This window comes from Arthrobacter sp. 2MCAF15 (assembly GCF_052115605.1).
GTDB lineage: Bacteria > Actinomycetota > Actinomycetes > Actinomycetales > Micrococcaceae > Arthrobacter.
In genome coordinates this window covers 226697-246924 of sequence record NZ_JBFRGZ010000004.1, presented here as the reverse complement: position 1 = coordinate 246924, position 20228 = coordinate 226697, and the positions used below count along the sequence as shown (strand labels likewise).

The 20228-nt window shown below is 67.4% G+C and carries 15 protein-coding genes; 2 read left to right on the top strand and 13 right to left on the bottom strand.

From position 1 onward, the window contains the following. Positions 1-3: 3 nt before the first annotated feature. The 13 genes from gap to AB4089_RS06980 all read right to left on the bottom strand — a co-directional run bounded on the left by gap (position 4) and on the right by AB4089_RS06980 (position 16913). Positions 4-1014, bottom strand: a complete 1011-nt coding sequence (gene gap, locus AB4089_RS07040) for a type I glyceraldehyde-3-phosphate dehydrogenase (protein ID WP_079549564.1) — start codon at positions 1012-1014, stop codon at positions 4-6. Between the two features lie 271 nt (positions 1015-1285). Beyond that, complete coding sequence (locus AB4089_RS07035) at positions 1286-1909, bottom strand: superoxide dismutase (protein WP_441408579.1); 624 nt, start codon at positions 1907-1909, stop codon at positions 1286-1288. A gap of 127 nt (positions 1910-2036) precedes the next feature. Continuing rightward, positions 2037-3017 (bottom strand): DNA-binding protein WhiA, encoded by a 981-nt coding sequence (whiA, locus tag AB4089_RS07030; protein ID WP_018772999.1) that lies wholly within the window; start codon positions 3015-3017, stop codon positions 2037-2039. 10 nt (positions 3018-3027) lie between these two features. Further along, positions 3028-4047 (bottom strand): gluconeogenesis factor YvcK family protein, encoded by a 1020-nt coding sequence (locus AB4089_RS07025; RefSeq protein WP_441408578.1) that lies wholly within the window; start codon positions 4045-4047, stop codon positions 3028-3030. Then, entirely contained in the window at positions 4047-4970 is a 924-nt protein-coding gene (gene rapZ / locus AB4089_RS07020) for an RNase adapter RapZ (protein WP_441408577.1), read from the bottom strand. The genes AB4089_RS07025 and rapZ overlap by 1 nt, the downstream gene beginning before the upstream one ends. 142 nt (positions 4971-5112) lie before the next feature. Then, complete coding sequence (uvrC, locus tag AB4089_RS07015; RefSeq protein WP_441408576.1) at positions 5113-7122, bottom strand: excinuclease ABC subunit UvrC; 2010 nt, start codon at positions 7120-7122, stop codon at positions 5113-5115. Positions 7123-7169: 47 nt separating this feature from the next. Beyond that, on the bottom strand, positions 7170-7838 hold the full coding sequence (locus tag AB4089_RS07010) for a lysophospholipid acyltransferase family protein (protein ID WP_441408575.1): 669 nt from the start codon (positions 7836-7838) through the stop codon (positions 7170-7172). Then, on the bottom strand, positions 7825-8589 hold the full coding sequence (locus AB4089_RS07005; protein WP_441408574.1) for an HAD hydrolase-like protein: 765 nt from the start codon (positions 8587-8589) through the stop codon (positions 7825-7827). The genes AB4089_RS07010 and AB4089_RS07005 overlap by 14 nt, the downstream gene beginning before the upstream one ends. A 222-nt stretch (positions 8590-8811) precedes the next feature. Further along, positions 8812-11760: an excinuclease ABC subunit UvrA gene (uvrA, locus tag AB4089_RS07000; protein WP_441408573.1), complete on the bottom strand. Its 2949-nt coding sequence runs from the start codon at positions 11758-11760 to the stop codon at positions 8812-8814. A 67-nt stretch (positions 11761-11827) separates the two neighbouring features. Next, complete coding sequence (locus AB4089_RS06995) at positions 11828-12220, bottom strand: GntR family transcriptional regulator (protein ID WP_441408572.1); 393 nt, start codon at positions 12218-12220, stop codon at positions 11828-11830. Further along, positions 12217-14073: an ABC transporter ATP-binding protein gene (locus AB4089_RS06990; RefSeq protein ID WP_441408686.1), complete on the bottom strand. Its 1857-nt coding sequence runs from the start codon at positions 14071-14073 to the stop codon at positions 12217-12219. Before AB4089_RS06990 ends, AB4089_RS06995 begins: the two co-directional genes overlap by 4 nt. Before the next feature lie 122 nt (positions 14074-14195). Further along, entirely contained in the window at positions 14196-15998 is a 1803-nt protein-coding gene (locus AB4089_RS06985; RefSeq protein WP_441408685.1) for an ABC transporter ATP-binding protein, read from the bottom strand. Between the two features lie 135 nt (positions 15999-16133). Beyond that, the gene (locus tag AB4089_RS06980) at positions 16134-16913 is read right to left on the bottom strand and encodes a trans-aconitate 2-methyltransferase (protein ID WP_441408571.1); all 780 of its coding nucleotides are present in this window, start codon (positions 16911-16913) and stop codon (positions 16134-16136) included. A gap of 143 nt (positions 16914-17056) precedes the next feature. On the opposite strand from AB4089_RS06980, the gene AB4089_RS06975 reads away from it, so the two are divergent. Then, entirely contained in the window at positions 17057-19603 is a 2547-nt protein-coding gene (locus tag AB4089_RS06975; RefSeq protein WP_441408570.1) for a DEAD/DEAH box helicase, read from the top strand. A gap of 106 nt (positions 19604-19709) precedes the next feature. Next, positions 19710-20222, top strand: coding sequence for a GNAT family N-acetyltransferase (locus tag AB4089_RS06970; RefSeq protein ID WP_441408569.1), 513 nt, complete (start codon positions 19710-19712; stop codon positions 20220-20222). Positions 20223-20228 lie beyond the last annotated feature (6 nt).

The window sequence follows — 20228 nt, the reverse complement described above, 5'->3', positions numbered from 1 at the left end:
ACCCTAGCCCAGCTTGGACGCGACAAGCTCCGTGAGGTCCACGAGGCGGTTCGAGTAGCCCCATTCGTTGTCATACCAGGACACGACCTTGACCTGGTCGCCGATTACCTTGGTGAGGCCGGAGTCGAAGATGGACGACGCCGGGTCGCCGACGATGTCCGAGGAGACGATCGGCTCGTCGGTGTAGGTCAGCAGGCCCTTGAGCTCCTCGGTCTCGGATGCTGCCTTGAGGGCGGCGTTGACTTCGGCGACAGTGGTCTCGCGGGAGACCGTGACCGTCAGGTCGGTGGCGGAGCCGGTGGGGACGGGAACGCGGATGGCGTAGCCGTCGAGCTTGCCCTTGAGCTCCGGCAGGACCAGGCCGATTGCCTTGGCCGCTCCGGTGGAGGTGGGCACCATGTTGATGGCGGCGGCGCGGGCGCGGCGGAGGTCCTTGTGCGGGCCGTCCTGCAGGTTCTGGTCGGCCGTGTAGGCGTGGATAGTGGTCATCAGGCCACGCTCGATGCCGAAGGCGTCGTTGATGACCTTGGCCAGCGGGCCGAGGCAGTTGGTGGTGCAGGAGGCGTTGGAGATGATGTGGTGCGCGGCGTTGTCGTACAGGCCGTCGTTGACGCCCATGACGATGGTGATGTCTTCATCCGACGCGGGCGCGGAGATCAGGACCTTCTTGGCACCGGCGTCGATGTGCTTCTGCGCATCTGCGGCCTTCGTGAAGAAGCCGGTGGACTCGATGACGATGTCGACGCCGAGTTCGCCCCAGGGCAGCTTCGCGGGGTCGCGCTCGGCGAGGACCTTGATGATGTTGCCGTCGACGACGATGTTGCCGTCTTTGACCTCGATGGTTTCGGCCAGGCGGCCGCCCACGGAGTCGTACTTGAAGAGGTGAGCGAGGGCTTCCGGGCTGGTGAGGTCGTTGACCGCAACGATCTCAAGGTCTGCGCCCTGTGCGAGGGCTGCGCGGAAGTAGTTGCGGCCGATGCGGCCAAAGCCGTTGATGCCAATACGGGTCGTCACGTTTTCAGTCTCCTTGGTGCTCCTGCGAGCACGACTAGTTGAGAAGGCGTTCAAGCCAACTAACAGATCCCGCACGCCATTGGGCAGAGATAATTACCGGAGGACGACCAGCCACATTGCTGAAGGCTAACCGCCTTCCGTGATCCATCTTACGTTTAACCTGGACTGCCCCCGCAAGTGCGGGGGCAGTCCGTCCACAATTCGGGCGGAACGGCCCGTAATGTGAGGTTTGTTACAAACGGAAGTCGCTTCCGTCACGTCCGGCGGTTCACTACAGGGTGATCAGGCCCGTCGCGTTCTTGCGGGCGGCGTCGAAGCGCTTGGCGACGTCGGCCCAGTTCACGATGTTCCAGAAGGCCTTGACGTAGTCGGCCTTGACGTTGACGTAGTCCAGGTAGAAGGCGTGCTCCCACATGTCCAGCATCAGCAGCGGGGTGGTGCCGAGCGCGACGTTGCCCTGCTGGTCGTAGAGCTGCTCGATCACCAGGTTGCCGCCGATCGGCTCGTAGGCCAGGAAGCCCCAGCCGGAGCCCTGCAGGCCCAGCGCCGCGGCGCTGAACTGGGCACGGAACGCGTCGAACGAGCCGAAGGTGTCATCGATGGCCGCGGCGAGCTCGCCCTCGGGCTTGTCGCCACCGTCCGGGGAGAGGTTCTTCCAGAAAACGGAGTGGTTGATGTGGCCGCCGGTGTGGAACGCGAGGTCCTTGGAGAGGCGGTTGATGTTGGCGAAGTCGCCCTTCTCGCGCGCGTCGGCCAGCTGGGCGAGGGCGTTGTTGGCGCCGGCCACATAGGCTGCGTGGTGCTTGCTGTGGTGCAGCTTCATGATCTTCGCAGAGATGTGCGGTTCCAGCGCTGCGTAGTCATAGTCGAGCTCGGGCAGTACGTACTCGGTCACAAAATCCTCCAATGTCGTGGACGGGACGTCCGGTTCGGTAACTCTCGGATTGTGCATCCGGATGCGGGACATCCGGAAGATTGCGGGGGACCCAACGCCGGGCCCTGCTGTCGATTCTAGGGGCGGCCTAGTCGTCGAGCATTTCCGGCGTCACATTGGCCTCGGTGCCAGGGATGCCCAGGTCCTGGGCGCGCTTGTCCGCCATGGCCAGCAGGCGGCGGATCCGGCCGGCAATCGCGTCTTTGGTCATGACGGGATCGGCGAGGCGGCCCAGCTCGTCCAGGCTGGCCTGCTTGTGTGCCACCCGCAACTCGCCGGCGTACTTGAGGTGGTCCGGGACGTCGTCGCCCAGGATTTCCAGGGCGCGGTCCACCCGTGCCCCTGCGGCAACCGCGGCCTGGGCGGAGCGGCGCAGGTTGGCGTCGTCGAAATTGGCGAGCCGGTTGGCCGTGGCGCGGACTTCCTTGCGCATGCGGCGTTCCTCCCAGACCATGAGCGCGTCATGGGCGCCCATCCGGGTCAGCAGGGCGGCGATCGTGTCGCCGTCGCGGATCACCACGCGGTCCACTCCCCTGACCTCGCGGGCCTTGGCCTGGATGCCGAGGCGGCGGGCGGCGCCGACGAGGGCCAGGGCCGACTCGGGCCCGGGGCAGGTGACTTCCATGGCGGAGGAGCGGCCGGGCTCGGTGAGCGAGCCGTGCACCAGGAAGGCGCCGCGCCAGACGGCCTCGGCATCGGCGGCGGAGCCGTTCACTACTACTGACGGAAGGCCGCGCACGGGGCGGCCGCGGGCGTCCAGGAGCCCGGTCTGGCGGGCCAGGGCCTCGCCGTCGCGCACCACGCGGACCACGTAGCGGCTGCCGCGGCGCAGCCCACCGCCGGAGACGACGATGATCTCACTCTGGTGGCCGTAGACCTCGGCGATTGCGGCGCGCAGCCGGCGTGCGGTTGAGGCGAGGTCGACTTCGGCCTCGATCACGATCCGGCCGGAGATGATGTGCAGCCCGCCGGCGAAGCGCAGCATGGCCGATACCTCGGCCTTGCGGACTGATGACTTCTTGATATCCAGACGGGAAAGTTCTTCCTTGACTGATGCTGTCAGTGCCATGGCACCTTTCCTAACTGTTCCCGAAAATATCGTGGTACGCCGTCGCCAGCCGCAACGGATCATGGACCGGACGGCGACCAGACGCCCCCACTTTACCCAAGACCACCTCGGCTCCGAGCATTCCGGCCGCCTGTTCGAAATCGGGCAGGTCCTGGACCGACGCCGGATCGGCCAGGATGACGTCGATCGTGAAGTCGGGAGCGTATTCGCGCAGGACCCGGAGGTGGTCGGCGGCGCTCATGCCGGCGGTCTCCTTGGTGTCTGTGGCGAGGTTCATCGTCAGGCAGCGGCGGGCGGCGGTGTTGCAGAGGGCCTCGCGCATTTCCGGCAGCAGCAGGTGCGGCAGCACGGATGTGTACCAGGAGCCCGGCCCCAGGATCACCCAGTCGGCCAGTTCGATCGCCGTCAGTGCCTCCATGCACGCGGGGGCGTTTTCGGGCAGGAGCCGGACGTGTTCCAGGGACCCCGCCACCGCGCACTTGGCCTGTCCGGAAAGCGTCTGCAGCGCCGTGGTGCCGTCTGGGGCGGTGACCCGGACCTGGCCTTCGATCGTCAAGGGGATGCTGGACATCGGCAGGACCTCGCCGCGCGCGCCGAGCAGGGCGCCGGCCCACTTCAGGCCTGCAACGGTGTCGCCTAGGAGCTCCCAGAGGGTGACAATCAGGAGGTTGCCCATGGCGTGCTCATCGAGGGACCCGCCGCGGCCCTTGCCGGGGGCGAAACGGTGCTGCATGACATCGCGCCAGGTGCGTCCCCAGTCGGTGTCGTCGCACAGCGCGGACAGCGCCATGCGGAGGTCCCCGGGCGGCAGGACGCCGTACTCCTCACGGAGCCGGCCGGAGGATCCGCCGTCGTCCGCGACCGTGACGATCGCGGTGAGTTCGGAGGTCAGCAGGCGCAGGGCCGACAGCGAGGCCGACAGGCCGTGGCCACCGCCGAGCGCGACGACGGAAGGTCCCTTGTCCTGCTGGCTCGCGAAGGCCGCGCTGGCAGGGGGGACGAGGGGCAGCGGGCCGGTCAGCAGCGCCATTACTCGCGGCCCAGGTCCCGGTGCGTCGTCGTCACGGTGACGCGCGGGTATTGCGCCAGCCTCCGTGAGAGTTCGACGGCGACGGCCACGGAACGGTGCTTGCCGCCGGTGCAGCCCACGGCAATCGTGGCGTAGTGCTTGTTCTCGCGCCGGTACCCGTCCAGGACAGGTTCGAGGGCCAGGACGTAGCGTTCCACGAAGTCGCTGACGCCCTGGGCTTCCAGCACGTAGTCGCTGACGTCCTTGTCCAGCCCGGTGTGCGGGCGCAGCGCCGGGACCCAGTGCGGGTTGGGGATGAAGCGGGCGTCGGCGACGAAGTTCGCGTCCACCGGCAGCCCGTACTTGAAGCCGAAGCTCATCACGTTCAGCCGCAGCGCGACCGGCCCGGTTTCGCTGAAGAGTTCGGTGATGGCCGTGGCCAGACCGTGGACGTTCAGGGAGGACGTGTCCAGGACGATGTCGGCGGTGTCCTTCAGCTCACGAACAAGTTCGCGTTCGGCGGCGATCCCGTCGAGGATCCGGCCGCCGCCCTGGAGAGGGTGGGGCCGGCGGCCCTGCTCGAAGCGGCGTACCAGGACGTCGTCGTTGGCGTCCAGGAACAGCACGCGGAAGGTCACGCCGGTGGCTTCCAGGGCCCGGAGGGCCGCGCGCATGTCGGCAAACAGTTCATTGCTCCGGACGTCCATCACTACCGCGAGCTTGGACATCGAGTGCGGGGTCCGCGAGACCAGTTCGGCGAGCGTGCCGAGCATCTGCGGAGGGAGGTTTTCCACGACGTACCAGCCGTGGTCCTCCAGGGCGTCCGAGGCGGTGCTCCGGCCGGCTCCGGACATTCCGGTCACTACGAGCAGTTCCGCCTCCACGGGTTTGACCGGTGTCATGCCGTCCGCATCCGTGTCGGATCCTGCCGTCGACTCTGCCATCAGTGAAGCCCCATCTCTGCCTGTGCGTTCTGCTCTTGCGGTCGGGATTGGGCGCGGGCCGCGGTGATGCCGCGGCCGTGCCGTTTCCCAAGTCCTTACCCTAGCTAAGTTTGGCGGCGCTAGCTAAGTCTGGCGGCACCGGCTAGGCGTCGAGGATTTCACCAGTGGTCATATTGATCGCCGGGACCGTGACGGCGTCGTCGCCGCCGTCGTCGGTGAAGTGCCGGACGATTGCAGCGGCCAGGGAGGGACCGATCCCCTTGGCACCGGTGAGCTCCTCCTGCGTCGCGGCCTTGATGCCCTTGACGGACCCGAACTCGGCCAGGAGTGCCTTGCGTTTGGACTCCCCCAGCCCGGGCACGCCGTCCAGCGCGGAGACCGTCATGGCCTTCCCCCGCTTTTGCCGGTGGAAGGTGATGGCGAAGCGGTGGGCCTCGTCGCGGATCCGTTGCAGCAGGTACAGGCCGGCCGAGGCGCGGGGCAGGATCACCGGGAAATCGCTGTCCGGCAGCCAGACTTCCTCGAGCCGTTTGGCGAGGCCGACGACGTACACGTCCTCGATGCCGAGTTCTGCCAGTGCCCGGGCGGCGGCGTTGACCTGCGGCTTGCCGCCGTCGACGACGACGAGGTTGGGCGGGTAGGCGAACTTGCTCCGCGGAGCCGGCGTCGTGGAGTCAGCGACTGCCGCGGCAGTTGCCGCTTCCAGCGCGGCCTGGTGTGCAGGTTTGGCCGCGGCTGCCGCCATTTCGGCCTGTTCCTGAAGGTAGTGCCGGAAACGGCGGGTCAGGACGTCGTGCATGGCCGCGGTGTCGTCGTTCGCGGCAGCGCCGGTCATGGCGAACTTCCGGTAGTCGGACTTTTTCGGCAGCCCGTCCTCAACCACCACCATGGAGCCGACCACGTTGGTGCCCTGGACGTGAGAGATGTCGAAGCACTCGATCCGGAGCAGCGCCACCGGCAGTTCGAGGGCCTCCTGGAGTTCCTGGAGGGCCTGGGAGCGCATGGTGAGGTCGCCGGCGCGCCGGGACTTGTGGAGCTTGAGCGCGTGCTCGGCGTTTTCCCGCACCGTGGACATCAGGGCGGCCTTGTCTCCGCGCTGCGGTACCCGGACGTCCACCCGGGCCCCGCGCAGCCCGCTGAGCCACTGCGCGAGCTCCGTGGCGTTGGACGGTTCGGCGGGGACCAGGACTTCCCGGGGCAGCCTGCCCTGGAGCCCGGCTTCCTCTCCGTAGACCTGCTGGAGCAGGTGTTCGACCAGCTCCGGGGTGGTGGAGTCCTCGACTTTTTCGACCACCCAGCCGCGCTGGCCGCGGATCCGGCCGCCGCGGACGTGGAATACCTGGACGGCGGCCTCGAGCTCGTCTTCGTGGAGGGCGAAGACGTCGGCGTCCGTGCCCTCGGCGAGGACCACGGCGTTGCGTTCGAAGACCTTCTTCAGCGCCACGATGTCGTCCCGGAGGCGGGCCGCGCGTTCGTAGTCGAGCTCGGCGACGGCCGCGGCCATCTCCCGTTCCAGCCGGTTGACGAACGGTTTGGCTTCGCCGCCCATGAAAGTGCAGAAGTCCTCGGCGAGGGCGCGGTGGTCCTCGGCGGAGATCCGCCCGACGCAGGGCGCGGCACATTTGTCGATGTAGCCGAGGAGGCAGGGCCGGCCGCTGGCCTCGGCACGCTTGAGCACCCCGGCGCTGCAGCTCCGCACCGGGAACACGCGCAGCAGGGTGTCCATGGTGTCCCGGATCGCGCCGGCGGTGTACGGGCCGAAGTACCGGGTTCCCTTGCGCCGGTCGCCGCGCATCACCTGGACGCGCGGGTACTTCTCCCCCATGGTGACGGCCAAATAGGGGTAGGTCTTGTCGTCCCGGAACATCACGTTGAAGCGCGGCGTGAATTCCTTGATCCAGGTGTATTCGAGCTGCAGTGACTCGAGCTCGCTGCCCACCACAGTCCACTCGACGCTGCTGGCCGTGTGCACCATCGCGTAGGTTTTGGGCAGGAGCCCGGCAGGGTTGGCGAAGTAGGAATTCAGCCGGGACCGGAGGTTCTTGGCCTTGCCGACGTAGATGACCCGGCCGTGCGGATCGCGGAAGCGGTACACGCCCGGATTGGTCGGAATTTCACCCGTCTGGGGTCGGTAACTCGCTGGATCTGCCACACATCAAGTCTACTGAGCCGGCGGAGGTGCCGTGGCACCGGCCGGCGCTACTCGACCGTCTTGCTCTGGTTGTAGCTCGTGGAGCGTTCCTGGCCGCTCAGCTCCGCGATGGCGTCCATGATGCGGTCCGTGACCTGGCGGCGGGCCGGCAGGGAGTGGTCCGGGCCGGTCTTCTCGAAGTACAGCGGCTCACCCACCTTCATGGTGAAGTGTTGCGGCTTGACGGACTTGCTGTCGGCGGGCTGCAGATGCTCCGTGCCGATCAGGCCCACCGGTATCACGGGTGCCCCGGTGGTGAGGGCCAGCCAGCCGACGCCGGTGCGGCCGCGGTAGAGGATGCCGTCCCGGGAGCGCGTGCCTTCGGGGTAGATGCCCACGCCTTTGCCGGAGTCGAGGATGTCCAGGAGGGTCTTGAGTGCCTGGACGCTCGCGGCCTGCTCGCCGCGCTCTACGGGGATGGAGCCCACGGCTTCGAAGAAGGACTTCATGGCTTTGCCCTTGAAGCCGCCGGTGGTGAAGTACTCGGCCTTCGCGAAGAACGCGACGGGCCGTGGCATGAGGGCCTGGACGATCACACTGTCCAGGAAGGAGAGGTGGTTCGGCGCCACGATGAACGGCCCGTCCGTGGGCACGTTTTCCAGGCCAATGACCGTGGGACGGCAAGTGGTGGATATCAGCCCGCGCGTGGTCCAGCGGATTGCGTCAAACATTGCCATCGGTGTGCACCTCGTTCAGGGCTGTGGTCCCCGGGCGTTCGGAGAGTCTGGTGATCGTCGCGTGTAGCGCCGTGGTGTTGTGGACGATCTCGACGGCCCCGGCTTCGTGCAGTTCGCCGTCGGGCGCAAAACCCCAGCCTACGCCGATGCAGTCCAGTCCGTTCGCGGACGCCCCGGCCACATCCTGTGCCCGGTCCCCCACCATCACGGCCCGGCGGGCCGCAGCGGGGTCCGCCGCGGCCAGGTCCGAGAGGGCGGCCGCGACGATTTCGGCTTTCCCTTCCGGAACTGAGCCTTCACCTGCGGACGCCGGCCCGGCGCCCGTTGCGGCCTCGTCGGCCGCGGAGCCCCGGATGCTGTGGAAGAGCCCGGCGATGCCGTGGTGGGCCAGGACAGTGCGGGCAAGCCCTTCCGGCTTCTGGGTGGCGACGGCGATGGGGCGGCCGGCGGCCACGAAGTCCTCGAGGAGGGTGCGGATGCCGGGATAGAGCCGGCTTTGTGCGATGCCGGTGGACTTGTAGTGCGCGCGGTAGATGCGGATGGCGTCTTCCAGCTGGTCGGCCGGGACCCCGGCGACTTCCGTGAGGGAGTGGCTCAGCTTGGGGCCGATCATGGCATCCAGCAGGGATTTCGCCGGAACGGGAAGGCCGAGCTCCGTGAGGGCGGCGGCGATTCCGTCGGTAATCCCGCCGGCGGGATCGACAAGAGTGCCGTCAAGGTCGAAGATTACGGGCACTGTTGTATGCGTCACCGGCTTAGTTTCTCACGAGTGTGCGGCAGCCAGAAATTCACATGCTCCTTCAGGAATACATCAACCGCATACATCCGCCGAATACATCAGCCGCATACATCAGCCGACTGCTGAGGGGAACCGGCGCCGCACGGCATGTCCTCCCCGCCCAGTCCCGGGGCGGCCGGGGGTCAGGCGGGGAGGCTAATCGCAGTGTTCGGGCGCAATGGTCAGGCGCAGTGGTCAGGCGAGGAGCTCGGCGAGGAACGCGGCGGTGTGGCTCTCGCTGGACTTGGCCACCTGTTCCGGCGTTCCGGAGGCGATCACCCGGCCGCCGCCCGAACCGCCGTCGGGGCCCAGGTCCACGATCCAGTCCGCGCTCTTGATGACGTCGAGGTTGTGCTCGATCGTGATCACCGTGTTGCCCTTCTCCACGAGGCCCTGCAGCACCATGAGGAGCTTACGGATGTCCTCGAAGTGCAGGCCCGTGGTGGGCTCGTCCAGGACGTACACGCTGCGGCCGTTAGAGCGCTTCTGGAGCTCGGCCGCGAGCTTCACGCGCTGGGCCTCGCCGCCGGAGAGCGTCGTGGCGGGCTGGCCGAGGCGGACGTAGCCCAGACCGACGTCGACGAGCGTGTTGAGGTGCCGGGCGATCGGGGAAAACGCCGCGAAGAACTCCGCGCCTTCCTCGATGGGCATGTTCAGCACGTCGGCGATGGTTTTGCCCTTGTAGTGGACTTCCAGGGTCTCGCGGTTGTACCGGGCACCGTGGCAGACCTCGCAGGGGACATAGACGTCCGGCAGGAAGTTCATCTCGATCTTCAGGGTGCCGTCGCCTGAGCAGGCCTCGCAGCGGCCGCCCTTGACGTTGAAGGAGAACCGGCCCGGCAGGTAGCCGCGGACCTTGGCCTCGGTGGTCTCGGCAAAGAGCTTCCGGATGTGGTCGAACACGCCGGTGTAGGTGGCCGGGTTGGAGCGCGGGGTGCGGCCGATGGGGCTCTGGTCGACGTGGACCACCTTGTCCAGGTGCTCAAGGCCCTGGACAGACTTGTGCCGGCCGGCCACCTGCTTGGCGCCGTTGAGCTTGTTGGCGAGGACCTTGTAGAGGATCTCGTTGACCAGGGTGGACTTGCCGGAGCCGCTGACGCCCGTGACGGCGGTGAAGAGGCCCAGCGGGAAGCTGGCGTCGATGTTCAGGAGGTTGTTCTCCTTGGCGCCGATCACCTTGAGCTCGCGCTTCTTGTCGTACTTGCGCCGCTTCTTGGGGATTTCGATCTTCTTCCGGCCCGCGAGGTAGTCGCCGGTGAGCGAATCGGTGTTTTCCAGCAGCGCCTGGTACGAGCCGGAGTGGACCACCATGCCGCCGTGCTCGCCGGCGCCCGGTCCGATGTCCACCACCCAGTCGGCCTCGTGGATGGTGTCCTCGTCATGCTCCACCACGATCAGGGTGTTGCCGAGGTCCCGGAGCCGGGTGAGGGTTTCGATCAGTCGGCGGTTGTCCCGCTGGTGCAGGCCGATGGAGGGCTCGTCCAGGACGTAGAGCACGCCCACAAGGCCGGAGCCGATCTGCGTGGCGAGCCGGATGCGCTGCGCCTCGCCGCCGGACAGCGTCCCGGAGGGCCGTTCCAGGTTCAGGTACTCGAGCCCGACGTCGAGCAGGAAGGTCAGCCGGGCCTGGATTTCCTTGAGCACCTGGTGGGCGATCTGGGCTTCGCGGCCGGTGAGGACGAGGTTGTCGAGGAAGTGCGCGCATTCGCGCATGGGCAGCGCAGCGACTTCGGCGATCGACTTGCCGTTGATCAGGACCGAGAGGGATGCCGGGTTCAGCCGGGCGCCGTTGCAGGCAGGGCACGGGACCTGCCGCATGTATTCCTCATACCGGTCGCGGGCCGAGTCCGAATCGGTCTCGCCATGCTTGCGGTGCACGTACTGCATCACGCCCTCGAAGCCGGTGCTGTACTTGCGTTCCCGGCCAAAGCGGTTCCGGTACTGCACAACAACCTTGTGGTCCTTGCCCTGCAGCACGGTCTGCCGGACGTCGGCGTCGAGCTTCTCCCACGGCGTCGTCATGGAGAACCCGAGTTCCTCGGCGAGTCCGCTGAGCAGCCGGCCCCAGTACTCTGAGGTCGCCGTCCCGAGGGACCACGGCGCGATGGCTCCCTCCGCGAGGGAGAGCTCCGGGTTCGGGATGATGAGTTCCTCATCGACTTCGAGCCTGGTTCCAATGCCGCTGCACGCGCTGCAGGCGCCGAACGGATTGTTGAAGGAGAAGGAGCGCGGCTCGATCTCGTCGATAGCCAGGGGGTGTTCGTTGGGGCAGGCGAGGTGTTCGGAGAACGCCCTGATCCGCCCGGGATCCTCGGCTTCGAGGTCGACGAACTCGGCCAGGACCCGTCCTTCGGCCAGGCCGAGGGCGGTTTCAACGGAGTCGGTCAGGCGCTGGCTGATGCCTTCCTTGACCACCAGGCGGTCCACCACTACCTCGATGGTGTGCTTAAACTGCTTGCCCAGCTTCGGCGGATCGCTGAGCTGGACGAGCTCGCCATCCACCCGCGCCCGCGAGTAGCCCTTGGCGGTCAGTTCCTTGAAGAGGTCGACGAATTCGCCCTTGCGCCCGCGGACCACGGGCGCCAGCACCTGGAAGCGGGTCCCGTCCGTGAGCTCGAGCAGCTGGTCCACGATCTGCTGCGGAGTCTGCTTGGTCACGGGCTCACCGCAGATGGGGCAGTAGGGCCGCCCCACGCGGGCCCAGAGCAGGCGCATGTAGTCGTAAATCTCGGTGATGGTGCCCACCGTGGACCGCGGGTTCTTGCTGGTGGACTTCTGGTCAATGGACACAGCGGGCGAGAGGCCCTCGATGAAGTCGACGTCGGGCTTGTCCACCTGGCCCAGGAACTGCCGGGCGTAGGCGGAGAGGGATTCGACGTAGCGGCGCTGGCCCTCGGCGAAGATGGTGTCAAACGCCAGGGAGGACTTTCCGGAGCCGGACAGGCCGGTGAAAACGATCATGGCATCACGGGGAAGGTCCAGGTCCACGTTGCGCAGGTTGTGCTCGCGCGCACCCTTGACCACAAGGCGCGTCATGTCCGGACGCTTCAGCGCGGGACGGGACGGGGCGGCTTCCCGGGCTGCCAGCGGTTCGATGGCGGACTGGACTTCAACGGCTGGATCTTCAGCTACAGCTTTAGGCACGAATCTAATGCTAATCGAAAACTTCTTCGAAAAACTATTCCGCGCGTCGCGGGCCCTTCCGGATGTGCTAGTGGCGGTCGTAGGCGGCGGCCAGCAGCTGCACGGCCTCGGCGAAGCTCGCGCCCTGGGCCTTGGCGGCCGCGGCGAACTCGGTGGCGGCGGCGGACAGCGAGCTCCAGGCGGCGTCGCGGGCGCAGACGACGGTGCCGTTCCGGCCCCGCGTCACCACCACGCCGGCGGCCTCGAGTTCCTTGTATGCCCGCGCCACGGTGTGCGGTGCCACGCCGAGCTCGCCGGCGAGGCTCCGCACGGCCGGAAGCCGGGTGCCGGGGGCGAGCGTGCCGTTGTCGGCGCGTTCAATGACGTAGAGCCGGAGCTGTTCGAAGAGCGGCACGGAGCTGGCCGGGTTGGTCCGCCAGGAGCCGGGAAAACGCTCCCCCGCCGTGTCCACGGGACTCACTGTTCGGCCTCCCGGACGGTGCGCACGTGTTCGCGGCCGGCGAACTGCGCCTCGTACAAATCCTTGTAGAGCCCGCGCCTGGCCATCAGCTGCTGATGGGTCCCGTGTTCAACGATTCGTCCGTGGTCCATGACGAGAATTAGATCAGCGTCACGGACCGTGGACAAACGGTGCGCGATCACGAAGCTCGTGTGACCTTGCCGCAGCTGTTCCATGGCGTGGCGGATCTGCACCTCGGTGCGGCTGTCCACGGAACTCGTGGCTTCGTCCAGGACCAGGATGCTGCGCCCCGCGATCTGCGCCCGGGCGATCGAGACGAGCTGGCGCTGGCCCCGGCTCAGGGAATCGCCGTCGTTGCCGAGCATCGTGGCGTAGCCGGCCGGGAGGGACCTGACGAACTGGTCCACGTGGCTGGCCCGGGCCGCCTCCAGGATGTCGGCGTCGGCGGCGCCGGGGCGGCCGTATTCGATGTTCTCCCGGATGCTGCCGGTGAACAGCCAGGCGTCCTGCAGGACGGTGCCGAAGGCGCTGCGCAGATCGTCCCGCGGGATGGTGGCGATGTCGGTCGAGTCCACCAGGATCCGTCCGGAGTCCAGTTCGTAGAAGCGCATCAGGAGGTTGACCACGGTGGTCTTGCCGGCCCCGGTGTGTCCCACGATTGCCACGGTCTGTCCCGGTTCCACCGTGAAGGAGAGGTCCTTCACCACAGGGGTGCCGGGGCTGTAGCTGAAAGTGACGTGCTCGAACGTGACCCGGCCCGCCACGGCACCGGGAACCAGCGTCTCCGGAACCAGCGCCGCAGGGGACCCGGGCGTGGCATCGGATTTGCGTCCGTTGTGCGACCTGCGCGGGACATGGACTTTTCGCAGGGTGGCGCCGCCGCGAAGCTTGCCGGCGCCGTTGGAGGACACGGCCGGCACGGCGGCGTCCGCCGGGATCTCCGGGGCGTCAAGCAGCTCAAAGACGCGCTCCGCCGAGGCGAGGCAGGACTGCAGGAGGGTCAGCATGCCGCCGATCTGGCCCACGGGCTGGCTGAAGAGGCGGGAAAACTGGAAGAAGGCCTGGATGCCGCCGATGGTCATGGCCCCGGCGGTAACCTGCAGCGCCCCCACCACCGCCACGGCGATGTAGTTGAGGTTGGCGACAAACACCAACAGCGGCTGCACGATGCCGGACAAATACTGGGCCCGGGTGCTCGAGCGCGTGAGCTTTTCGTTGTACTCCCGGAAGACCTCCGCCGAGGCCTCCTGCCGGCCGAAGGCCTTGACCACTTCATGCCCGGTGAAGGTTTCTTCGAGTTGGGCGGTCAGTGCGCCCGTGCTGCTCCACTGCTCCTTGAAGTGTGCCTGGGAGTGCCGGGCCACCAACACGGTGATCACGGTGGACACCGGCACAGAGAGGACGGCAATCAGGGCCAGGAGCGGCGAGAGCCACAGCATCATGGCCAGTGCGGCGGTCAGCATCAGGACGGACAGGATCAGCTGGTTGAGGAGTTGGTTGAGGGCCTGCGAGATGTTGTCGACGTCGTTGGTGGCGCGGCTGAGCACGTCGCCGCGGCGCTGCTCCTCGAAATGGCTGGAGGGCAGCACATGGAGCTTCTGTTCCACGGAGCCGCGGAGTCCGTAGCTGAGGCGCTGCACGGCCGTGGCGGTCAGGGAGCCCTGGATCCAGCTGAAGAGCGACGCCCCGGCGTACATGGCGGATACCGCCAGCAGCCGGGCGGCCAGCTCCTGTTCGTCGAGGGAACCGCCCAGGAAGCCCCCCACGACGACGTCGGTCGCGTCACCGAGGACCTTGGGGGCCGCTACGTTGAGTGTCACGAACGCACAGGTGGCGGCGATGACACCGGCCATCCGCCACTTCAGCGGCACCAGCAGGCGCAGGAGGCGGGCGGCGGACTGCCACTTGATGCGCTCTGCGGGAGCGGCCGCAGCGGCCCTGGCTGCGGTCCCGGCGCGGGATGCGCGCCCGCGCCTCACGGGGCTTCCTCCAACACCAGCTGGGACGCGGCAATTTCCTGGTAGCTGGGCGAGGTCTCCATGAGTTCGCTGTGCGTGCCCTGCGCGACCAGGCGGCCGTCCTCGAGCACCAGGATCAGCCCGGCGTCCACGATCGTTGACACGCGTTCGGCCACGACCAGCACGGTCGCCGACCGCAGCAGCGGCTCGATCGCCGCGCGAAGCCGGACATCGGTTCCGTAGTCCAGGGCCGAGAAACTGTCATCGAAAAGGTATGCCGGGGCCTTCTTGAGCAGTGCCCGGGCGATGCACAGCCGCTGCCGTTCGCCGCCGGAGAAGTTGGTGCCGCCCTGGCTCACCGGCGCTTCGAGCCCCAGCGGCAATTCGCGGACAAAGTCGGCGGCCTGGGCCGCTTCGAGCGCCTGCCACAATTCCGGCTCGTCCGCGGCAGGCGAGCCAAGCCGAAGATTTTCCGCGACCGTGCCTGCGAAGAGATAGGACTGCTGCGGGACGACGGCGATCAGGCTCCGCAGGTCCTCCAGCGGCATGGCCCGCACATTGCGCCCGCCGATGAGGATCTCGCCGGCGGTCGCGTCGAGGAACCGGGGAAGCAGGTTCAGGAGCGTCGTCTTGCCGCTGCCGGTTGCACCGATGATCGCCGTCGTGGTCCCGGGCCGCGCGGTGAACGAAACTCCGTCCAGCACCGGCGCCTCGGCGCCCGGATAGGCGAAGGACACGTTCCTGAACTCGACGCTCCGGCCCGCGGGCGCGGCATGGCGGGGATGCGCAGCCTGGCCGGGGTGTGCACCATGGCCGGGCTGGCCGGCAGGGGCGCTGGCCCGGGCGCCGCCCCTGGCACCGGCAGGCGTGGCAGGATCGGCGATGGCCGGTTCCGTGTCCAGCACCTCGCGGATCCGTTCGGCGCATGCCGCCGCCCGCGGGGCGGTCATGAAGACGTACATTGCCATCATGATGGCAATCAGGATCTGCAGGATGTAGGCGATGAAGGCGGTCAGCGCCCCCAGCCGCATTTCGCCGGAGTCGATCCGATGGCCGCCGAACCACACCACGAACACGGACGACAGGTTCACCACGAACATGATCATCGGCATCATTGCCGCGACCAGCAGGGCGGATTTGAGGTTGTTGCGGGTGAGGTCCTTGTTGGCTTCATCGAAACGGCGGATTTCATGGTCCTGCCGGACAAAGCTGCGGATGACGTTGGCGCCGATGATCTGCTCACGCATGACCCGGCCGATCCGGTCCAGGAGCCCCTGGCCCTGGCGGTACAGCGGAATCAGCTGGCGCACGATCACCGTCATGATCACCGTAAGGACCGGGATGACCACCACCACGATCCAGGACAGCACGACGTCCTGGTGCACGGCCAGCACGATTCCGCCGATGAAGATCGCCGGCGCCGCAATGAGCATGATGAACACCAGGACGGCGAGGTTTTGGATCTGGGCGACGTCGTTGGTGGTACGGGTGACGAGGCTGGGGGCCCCGAAAACGCTGACTTCCTGGGAGGAGAAGGACTGCACCTTGATGAAGAGCTCTCCGCGCAGCTGGCCGCCGATCTCCATGGCGACGACGGCGCCCAAGTATCCGGCCGCGATGGCAGCGATCACCTGGACGGCGGCGATGCCGGCCATCCAGCCGCCGAGATGGAGGATTTCCCCTTTGTCCCCGCCGATGATGCCGTCATCGATGATCGCGGCGTTCAAGGTGGGCAGGAGCAGGTTGGCGGTGGCTTGCACGAGCTGCAGCACAACAATGGCCAGCACGCGCCCCTTATGCGCGGACAGCAGCCGCGCCATCAGGCCTATTAGCACCGAACCTCCATTACTAGCCCAGGGCCCGGAATGGGAAACAGCCTAACGGCTGCCCCCATGCCGCCACGTCATTGTAAGCCCCATTCCAGAGTGCTTTGTGTCAACCGGCGGACACTCCGCTCACCCGGTTTTTTGCGCCACCGCGAAGGTGCGCCGGAACGGGAACACAGTCCCGTGCCGGCCCGCGGGATACGCGTCGTCCAACCTTGCCGAATATTCGGCCTCAAATTCCCGGGCCGCCTCCTCGGGAAGGGCCGCGAGGACCGGCCTGAGTCCCGTGCCGCGGACCCACTCCAGCACGGGGTGGGCGCCCGGGAGCAGCTGCATGTAGGTGGTCTCCCAGGCGTCGGCGGCGCACCCGGCGTCGAGCATGATCTCCAGGTACTCTGCCGCCTCCCCCACCACGTCGTCGTGGCGCAGGACCCCGGCGAGCCGCCCGGCCCAGGCCGGCGAGTCGGCCAGCTCCCGCATCAGGGTGTGGGACGGGGCGTTGAAGTTCCCCGGCACCTGCAGCGCGAACCAGGAGCCCGGCTTGAGGGCATCGAGCCACTCCGGCAACAGCTTCCGGTGCTCGGGCACCCACTGCAGGGCGGCGTTCGTGACCACCACGTCCGTGTCCCCGGAGGGCATCCAGTGCGCGATGTCGGCCAGGTCGTAGGAGAGATTGGCCGCCGCGGCCGCATACTTCTTTGACGTCGCCAGCATTTCCGCCGAGGAATCCAGTCCCATTACCTGGGCGCCCGGCCACCGGTCCGCGAGCGTCGCGGTCAGGTTGCCCGGACCGCAGCCGAGGTCCACGACGTGCCGCGGCGCGTCGGCATGAATCCGTCCCGTCAGATCAAAAAACGGCCTGTCCCGGTAGTCCCCGAACTGCACGTATTTCTCAGGATCCCACTTCATGGCACCTCCAGTTTCCGGCAATTCTGTCCTATCCGAAGCGTAGTCCCGGCCCGTAGGCCAGCCAAGGAGGCACGCAACCGCTGCCTGCGGCGCAAGGCTCCGCCGGTGCCGCGGCCACGGCGCGGGCACTAAGCTGGACAGCAATGAAACTCGTTGATCAGCTCCCCGCCCCGGCCGCCCGAGTCCCCGGCAGGACGGCCCTGGACCCGGACGAGCTCTACACCCGGTTTGTCGAGTGGACCGAGACCCGCGGCCTTGCCCTCTACACCGCCCAGGACGAGGCCATCATGGAGCTGGCCGCCGGCTCCAACGTCATCCTCGCCACACCCACCGGGTCCGGGAAATCCCTCGTGGCCATCGCCGCCCACTTCCAGGCCATGGCACGCGGAGAGCGCAGCTACTACACCGCCCCGATCAAGGCACTGGTCTCGGAAAAGTTCTTCGCCCTCTGCGAGATCTTCGGAGCCGAGAACGTCGGCATGATCACCGGCGACTCCGGCGTCAACCAGGACGCACCGATCATCTGCTGCACCGCCGAAATCCTGGCCAACACCGCCCTGCGCGAAGGCGCTGCCGCAGAGCTGGGCGCCGTCATCATGGACGAGTTCCACTTCTACTCCGACCCGCAGCGCGGCTGGGCGTGGCAGGTGCCGCTGCTCGAACTGCCGCAGGCCCAGTTCCTGCTGATGTCCGCCACGCTCGGCGACGTGAGCCGTTTTGAGGAGGGCATCAGCGAACTGACCGGCCGTCCGACGACGACCGTCAGTTCCGTGGAACGTCCCATTCCGCTGCACTACTACTACGAGCAGACCCCGGTCCACGAGACCCTTGAAGAGCTGCTCGCCACGAAGCAGGTCCCGGTCTACGTGGTCCACTTCAGCCAGGTGGAGGCGATCGACCGGGCGCAGAACCTGATGAGCATCAACGTCTGCACCCGCGAGGAAAAGGACAAGATTGCCGAGCTGATCGCCGGGTTCCGTTTCGCCGCAGGCTTTGGCAAGACCCTCAACCGGCTGGTCCGGCACGGCATCGGGGTGCACCACGCCGGCATGCTGCCCAAATACCGCCGGCTCGTCGAGCAGCTCGCCCAGGCAGGCCTGCTGAAGGTCATCTGCGGCACGGACACGCTCGGGGTGGGCATCAACGTGCCCATCCGCACGGTGTTGCTCACGGCCCTGAGCAAGTACGACGGCGTGCGCACCCGCCTGCTGAACTCCCGCGAGTTCCACCAGATTGCGGGACGTGCCGGACGTGCCGGGTATGACACCGCCGGAACCGTGGTGGTCCAGGCCCCGGAGCACGTCACCGAGAACGTGAAGGCGATGGCCAAGGCCACAGCCAAGTTCGGCGATGACCAGAAGAAGCTGCGGCAGGTGGTCAAGAAGAAGCCCCCGGAAGGCTTCGTGTCCTGGGGCGAGCCCACCTACAAGCGGCTGGTCGAGTCTGTGCCGGATCCCCTGACGTCGAGTTTCACCGTGACGCACGCGATGCTGATGAACCTCATGGAACGCCCGGGCGACCCGTTCCAGGCCGCGCGCCGGCTGCTCACCGAAAACCACGAGACCCGTCCGGCCCAGCTCCAGCTCATGAAGAAGGCCCTGGGGATCTACCGCGAGCTCCTCGCGGCCGGTGTCGTGGAGCGGATCCCGCCGGAAGAGCAGGGTGCCGATGGCCGCACGGTCCGGCTCACGGTCCACCTGCAGCCGAACTTCGCCCTGAACCAGCCCCTGTCCCCGTTCGCCCTCGCCGCGCTGGAGCTGCTGGATCCGGAGTCGCCGTCGTACGCCCTGGACGTCGTGTCCGTGATCGAGGCGACCCTGGAGAAGCCGCGCCAGATCCTGTCGGCGCAGCAGAAGAAGGCGCGCGGCGAAGCCATCGCGGCGATGAAGGCCGACGGCATCGAGTACGACCAGAGGATGGCGATGCTCGAGGAGGTCACCTACCCGCAGCCGCTCGCGGAGATCCTCGGCGAGGCCTTCGATGTCTACCGCAAGGCCGCGCCGTGGATCGGCGACTTCGAGCTCGCGCCCAAATCCGTGGTCCGGGACATGTACGAGCGTGCCATGAACTTCGGCGAATTCGTCCAGTTCTACGGCCTGGCCCGCTCGGAGGGGATTGTGCTGCGCTACCTCGCCGATGGTTTCAAGGCGCTCCGCCAGACCGTCCCGCAGGACGCCCTCCGGGAGGACCTTGAGGACCTGATCGCCTGGCTCGGCGAGCTGGTCCGCCAGGTGGACTCCAGCCTCCTCGACGAATGGGAGGAGCTGACATCCGGCGCGGCGCCCACCCCGCATGACGCTCCCCCGCCCCCGCCGCCGTCGCTGACCTCCAACGTCCGGGCCTTCCGGGTGATGGTTCGCAACGAAATGTTCCGCCGCGTGGAACTGTTCGCCGATGAAGCCGCCACCGCCCTGGGCGAACTCGATGCCGGTTCCGGCTGGGACGCGGAGCGCTGGGAAGATGTCCTGGACGACTACTTCGACGAACACAACGACATCGGCACCGGACCCGACGCCCGCGGCCCGGGACTGCTGATCATCACCGAGGAGCCCGGCGTGTGGAAGGTCCGGCAGATCTTCGACGACCCGGCCCGCAACCACGACTGGGGCATCTCCGCCGAGGTGGATCTGGCAGCCTCGGATGAATCCGGGACCGCCGTCGTCCGCGTCACCGACGTCAACCGACTCTAGGGCCCCTGCCCGGCCGGCGGCCTGCCGCCGGGGCGCTGCCGGTACCGGAGACCCGCCGCCCTGTCGCGGCCCCGTGACCGATCACACCGCCGGGTAAACTCGGATGATGAGTGTAATCCGGCCCGCCACGCCCCAAGACGTCCCCGCCATCCTGCAGATGATCCACGATCTCGCCCTCTATGAGAAGGAACCGGACGCGGTCCGGAACACCCCAGAGATGCTCTCCGAGGCACTCTTCGGCGAGAACCCGAGGGTCTTCGCCACGATGGCGGAGAACACGGCCGGTGACGTGCGGGGCTTTGCCCTCTGGTTCCTGAATTACTCCACATGGGAGGGCGTCCACGGAATTTACCTCGAGGACCTCTACGTCAGGCCGGAGGCACGCGGCGAGGGCCACGGCAAGGCACTGCTGCAGCATCTGGCGGCGACCGCCGTCGACCGCGGCTACGCCCGCGTTGAGTGGAGCGTCCTGGACTGGAATGAGCCCTCCATCAACTTCTACAAGAGGCTTGGCGCAGCGCCAATGGAGGAATGGTCCACCTTCCGCCTGACCGGGGCGGCCCTGGAGGCTTTCGGCGGATCCCTAGCCGGCTCCCGCGGGGAGGCGGCCCGTGGTTGATCTTCC